The sequence below is a fragment of the Mycobacterium sp. TH-M25 genome, assembly GCF_057473665.1.
The window spans coordinates 1-6054 of record NZ_JBYCLA010000065.1 but is presented as its reverse complement, the minus strand read 5'-3'; the positions used below and the strand labels follow the sequence as shown (position 1 = coordinate 6054).

4 protein-coding genes are annotated in these 6054 nt (G+C 67.7%); all 4 read left to right on the top strand.

Annotated features, from left to right (window positions below):
* Positions 1-3828 (top strand): amino acid adenylation domain-containing protein (locus tag AC2VOU_RS02445; protein WP_486955927.1); only part of this gene is annotated, 3828 nt, incomplete at its 5' end.
* Positions 3825-5129: an NADPH-dependent L-lysine N(6)-monooxygenase MbtG gene (gene mbtG / locus AC2VOU_RS02440; RefSeq protein WP_486955926.1), complete on the top strand. Its 1305-nt coding sequence runs from the start codon at positions 3825-3827 to the stop codon at positions 5127-5129. The genes AC2VOU_RS02445 and mbtG, both read left to right, overlap by 4 nt.
* Complete coding sequence (locus AC2VOU_RS02435; RefSeq protein ID WP_486955925.1) at positions 5107-5319, top strand: MbtH family protein; 213 nt, start codon at positions 5107-5109, stop codon at positions 5317-5319. The genes mbtG and AC2VOU_RS02435 overlap by 23 nt, the downstream gene beginning before the upstream one ends.
* Positions 5319-6054: siderophore-interacting protein (locus tag AC2VOU_RS02430; RefSeq protein WP_486955924.1), on the top strand; the 736-nt coding region annotated here is incomplete at its 3' end. The genes AC2VOU_RS02435 and AC2VOU_RS02430, both read left to right, overlap by 1 nt.

Sequence of the window (6054 nt, the reverse complement as noted above, 5' to 3'; positions counted from 1 at the left end):
ATCGGCTGGCTGGCCGGCCGCGATCACGAAGCCAGTCAACGGGTCTGGCGTGAACACCTCGCCGGCCTACCCGGCCCGACGCTGCTGGCTGCCGCGTTCGGCACCAAAGACACCATGCCCGCGCCCACCCTGCCGCAGCGCACCGAGTTGCAGTGGGGCGGCGCGGCCACGCAACGGCTGATCAGCGGTGCCCGCTCGCGCGGAATCACACTCAACACGCTGTTGCAGACGGCGTGGGCGCTGATTGTGTCGCGCCTGACCGACCGCGACGATGTGGTGTTCGGGGTCACGGTGTCCGGTCGGCCCGCCGAATTGGCCGGTGTCGAGACCATGGTCGGGCTGTTCATCAACACGGTCCCACTACGGGTACACCTCGATCAGGCAGTTGCGGTCGGTGCGTTGTGCTCCGAGGTGCAACGTGATTCGGCGACTCTGCGTGAACACGGCCACCTCGGTCATGCCCAGTTGCGGGCCATCGGCGGCGTCGGCGAGATGTACGACACCTTGCTGGTCTACGAGAATTTCCCGACCGTAGGCATGGCCGCCGGGGATGAGTTGGCCGGCACCGGCGTCACCTTCCGACCCGCTGCGGTGCAAAGCCTCACCCACTTCCCGATCGTGCTGGCCGCGCACCTGGCCGACGCGGGACTGGTCCTGATGGTCGAGGTCATCGACGGCGCGATCGGGACGACCACCGCCGAATCCCTCGGCGAACGACTCCTGGTCACCGCAGACCGGCTGCTGCAGCATTGGGATAGTCCGCTGCGAGACGTCAGCGTCCTGCTGGCCGATGAGGCCGTCCCGTCGGGCGCGAGTCCAGTGAAAACGCCTACCGTCCAGGCGATTCACACACGGTTCACCGCGGTCGCTGCCCGTACACCCGACAGCCCGGCTGTCACGTGGGCGGGCGGCACGCTGAGCTACGGTGAACTCGACGAGGCGGCCAACCGACTTGCGGGCGCGCTCGCTGCACGCGGTGTCGGCGCCGAAACCCCGGTGGCCATCCGGCTTTCCCGCGGCCCGCGCTACGTGGTGGCGATCCTGGCGACCCTGAAAGCCGGCGCGACGTATGTTCCCCTGGAACCGGGGATGCCCGCGGAGCGGGTGAATTCGATTCTGCGGCAAAGCGGCGCGACGATCGTGATCGACGACAGCTTCAACGCGGACGATCCCGGCCGCTTCCGGCCCGTCGAGGTCGACCCCGCGCAGGCCGCCTATGTGGTCTTCACGTCGGGAACCACCGGAGAACCTAAGGGCGTCATCGGAACTCACGCCGCGGTCGGTGCCTACGCCGACGACCACCTCGAGCGTGTGCTGCGACCCGCGGCGGCCCGGTTGGGTCGTCCGCTGTGCATCGCGCACGCCTGGTCGTTCGCCTTCGACGCGGCCTGGCAGCCACTGGTCGCCCTGCTCGACGGCCACGCGGTGCACGTCGTCGACGAACACACTCAGACGGATGCCGAGGCTTTGGTCGCCGCCATCGCCGAGCACGGTGTCGACATGATCGACACCACCCCGTCGATGTTTGCCCAACTGCGGTCGGCGGGACTGCTGACCCGCGTCCCGCTGGCTGTGCTCGCGCTCGGCGGCGAAGCGCTCGGCGCAAGTTCTTGGTCGTTCATTGGCGACCAATGCACCCGCACCGGGATGACGGCATTCAACTGCTACGGGCCCACCGAGACCACCGTCGAGGCCGTCGTGGCCGCCATCGACCACCACGTCGAACCGTCGATCGGGCACCCGACCGGTCCCACCCACGGCTACGTGCTGGACTCCGCGCTGCGCCCGGTGCCGCACGGCGTGGTGGGGGAGTTGTACCTCGGCGGAGCGCAATTGGCCCGTGGCTACCTGGGCCGTGCCCCCGAAACCGGGCAGCGCTTCGTCGCCAACCCCTTCGTTGCGGGGACGCGGATGTACCGCACCGGAGATTTGGTGCGCCGGCACGCCGACGGGTCACTGCGCTACGTGGGCCGAGCCGACGCGCAGGTGAAAATCCGCGGCCATCGGGTGGAGCCGAGCGAGGTCGCCGTCGTACTCGAGTCGCACCCAGACGTACGGCATGCCCGCGTGCTGGTACGCGAGCAGCACGGCGCACCGCGGCTGATTGCGTATGTGGCGGGCGTTTCGCCCTCGGTGCTCGAACTGCGCCGGATGCTGGTCGCCCGGCTGCCGCGGTACATGGTTCCGCAGCGCATCGTGATCGTCGAAGGCATTCCGCTGACCCCTAACGGAAAGCTAGACGAAGGCGCCTTGGCGGCAATGGATCCGGGCGCGTCAAGCGGGTTCGGCGGACTCGGGCCCGAAACCGAGACCGAGTCGGCGCTCCTCGAGGTGCTGACCGAGATCTTGCGCGTCGCCAGTGTCGATCCGAACGCGGACTTTCTCGAGCTGGGACTCGACAGCATTGTGGCGCTGTCGATTGTGCAGGCCGCCCGCCGTCGCGGTATTGCGCTGCGCGCCAGACTGATCCTGGAGTGCACCAGCGTACGTGAACTCGCCGCAGCCATAGACGCCGAAGCGGCCGCGGTGAGCCGGCCGGCGGCGTACACCGAGGCCGGCAGCGGCCCGATACCACTGCTGGCCAACGCACACTGGCTCTACGAAGTCGGTGAGCCGCGCAGGCTGGCGCAGGCTGAAGCGATTCGGTTGCCGGACGGCGTCACCGGCGAGCAGCTACGGTCGGTCTTGGCGACCATCATCGACGGCCACGAGGTGCTGCGCAGCCGCTTGGACCGCTCGACCATGACGCTGCATGCCGAACCGGTGAGTGAGATCCTCACCGAGATAATGGTTTCCGGTGACCTGAAGTCCGCCGTCGTCGCCCAGACCGCCCGAGCGATCGACAGTATCGATCCCGAGCGCGGAAAGCTGCTCGCGGCGGTGTGGTTGCGGCCACCGACCGGCCAGAGCGTGCTGGTGCTGACCGCCCACGTGCTGGCGCTGGACCCGGCGTCGTGGCAGGTGGTGCTCGGTGAACTCGACGCCGCCGTGCATGCCCTGATGGCCGGCGCCGCCCTTCGGCCGATGCGCGAGCACACCGGCTATCGACGCTGGGTCGAGCTGATGACCGCACGCGCGAAAGGGATCGACAGCGAACCGTATTGGACGAGGCAAGTTGCCGGCGATGATCCCGAACTGGGGCAACGGCGGTTGGTGCCGGTCCGTGACCGCGCGGCCGGGTTGCTGGTGCGGACGGCGATGCTCGACGTCGATGCCACCGCCCGCCTGCTGAAATCCGGCCTGCCGGTGTTCGACGTCCTGATCGCCGCCGCGTCGCGGATGATCACCCGGTGGCGTCAACAGCGCGGGCAGCCGACACCTCCGCCGTTGCTCGCGCTGGAGACCCACGGCCGGGCCGACGCGCTGTTCGACGACGCGGTCGATACGAGCGAAACCGTTGGGCTGCTGAGCGCGATCTATCCGCTGCGCGTCGACACCGACGACCCGCGACGGGTGCGCGAGCTACTGACGGCAATCCCCGGCGACGGTGTCGACTACGGGCTGCTGCGCTACCTGCGCGACGACACCGGCCGCCGCCTCGCCGCCTTCGACGGGCCGCAGCTGCTGTTGAACTACCTTGGTCGCGCCGATGTCGGCGGCACCAGCGGCCTGTGGCTGGACCGCAGTCTGCTGAACGGGGTGTCGCCGCTGCCCGAACCCGATCTGGCGGTCCGTTACGAGCTGAGCCTGGTGGCCACCGTGCTCGGCAGCGGCGAACACCAGGTGCTTGTGACCCAGTGGCGCGCGTTGCCCGACATCCTCGGCGATTCGGACATTGTTGCGTTGCAACAACTGTGGACAACCGCGATCGAAGAGATGGTGGTATGACCACGCTCGCCGTGCTGGGCGCGGGTGTGAAAGCGGTGGCGGTGGCCGCCAAGGCGCACGTGCTGCGTGAGATGGGTGTCGAGGCGCCGCAGGTGGTCGCGATCGAGCGGGCCGGGGTCGGCGCCAACTGGCAGGCCGGTGGCGGCTGGACCGACGGCGCGCAGCGACTGGGCACCAGCCCGGAAAAGGACGTCGGCTTTCCTTACCGCTCGTCACTGGTTTCGCGTCGTAATGCCGAACTCGATAAGCGGATGATCCGGCACAGTTGGCAGTCCTATCTGATCGCCACCGGTCAGTTCGCGCAGTGGATTGACCGCGGTCGGCCGGCGCCGACCCATCGGCGGTGGAGTCAGTACCTGAGTTGGGTGGCCGACGAGATCGGCATGTCGGTGGTGTACGGCGAGGTCGACCGCCTCGCCGTCGACGGTGAGCGGTGGGTGCTGCACACCGACGAAACAACCGTGCACGCCGACGGTTTGATGATCACCGGCCCCGGCCAAGCCGAGCGCTCGTTGCTGCCGGGCAATCCGCGGGTGCTCTCGATCGCGCAGTTCTGGCACCGCGCCGGACAACAGGACCGCATCGACGCCGAGCGGGTAGCGGTCATCGGCGGCGGCGAGACCGCCGCTGCGATGCTCAACGAGCTTTTCCGTCATCGGGTTTCGACCATCACGGTGATTTCACCCCAGGTGACGTTGTTCACCCGTGGCGAGAGTTTCTTCGAGAATGCGCTCTTCTCCGACCCCAGCGACTGGACCGCGCTAACGGCCGACGAGCGGCGCGACGCGATCGCCCGAACCGACCGCGGGGTATTCTCCGCCAACGTGCAGGACGCTTTGCTGGCCGACGATCGGATCCGGCACTTACGTGGGCGGGTGGCTCACGCGGTGGGTCGTAACGAGCAGATCAGGCTGACGCTGGCCACCAATCGGGGTAGCGAAAACTTAGAAACCGTACACGGTTTCGATCTGGTGATCGACGGGTCAGGTGCCGACCCGCTGTGGTTCACCTCGCTGTTCAGCCAGGACGCTCTCGACCTGCTGGAACTGGGCCTGGGCGGCGCGCTGACCGGCGAGCGTGTCCAGGAAGCCATCGGCCACGACCTGGCCGTTATCGACGTTTGGCCGAAGTTGTTCTTGCCCAACCTTGCCGGGCTCAAACAGGGACCCGGCTTTCCCAACCTCAGTTGCCTGGGTCTGCTATCGGATCGGGTGCTCGGCGCCGATCTGGGCTCCCATGCCACTTTTGCGAGCAACCCAGTATCGATCAGGAGAGATGATGAGCACCAATCCCTTCGATGACGAGGGCGGCACCTTCGTCGTTCTCGTCAACGACGAACAACAGCACAGCCTGTGGCCGACATTCGCCGACGTACCGGCCGGCTGGCGCAAGGTCTTCGGTGCAGCAGGACGCACGGAATGCCCTGCCTACGTGGAGGAGAACTGGACCGACATGCGGCCCCGAAGCCTCCGTGAGGCGATGGACCGCTGATGGCCCGCGGGCTCCAGGGTGCGATGCTGCGGGGCTTCGGTGCGCGCGACCACACCGCGACCGTCCTCGAAAGCGTGCAGCTGGCACCACACTTCGTGCGTATCCGGATGCAGTCAGCTACGCTGTTCTCCGACGCCCAGGCCGAGCCCGCGGCCTGGCTGCGGTTCTGGTTCCCTGATCCCGAGGGGTCGACCACCGAGTTCCAGCGTGCATACACGATCTCCGAAGCCGACCCGCCCGCCGGGCGTTTCGCCGTCGACGTGGTGTTGCACGACCCGGCCGGCCCGGCGTCCACCTGGGCGCGCACCGTCGAACCCGGCGCGACCATTGCGGTGATGTCGTTGATGGGCTCGTCGCGTTTCGACACACCCGACGAGCACCCGGCGGGCTACCTGTTGATCGGCGACGCGGCGTCGATTCCGGGTATCAACGGCATCATCGCCGTCGTCCCCGACGACGTGCCGATCGAGGTGTATCTCGAACAGCACGACGACAACGACCAGCAGATTCCGATCGCCGTGCACCCGCGACTGCGGCTGCACTGGGTAGGCCGGCGTGACCAGAAATCCCTGTCGTCGGCCATCGAAACCCGCGACTGGTCGGACTGGTATGCCTGGGCCACCCCGGAAGCCACCACGCTCAAGCACGTTCGGACCCGGCTGCGCGACTTCGGCTTCCCCAAATCCGAGATTCATGCCCAGGCCTACTGGAGCGCCGGACGCGAGATGGGTATTC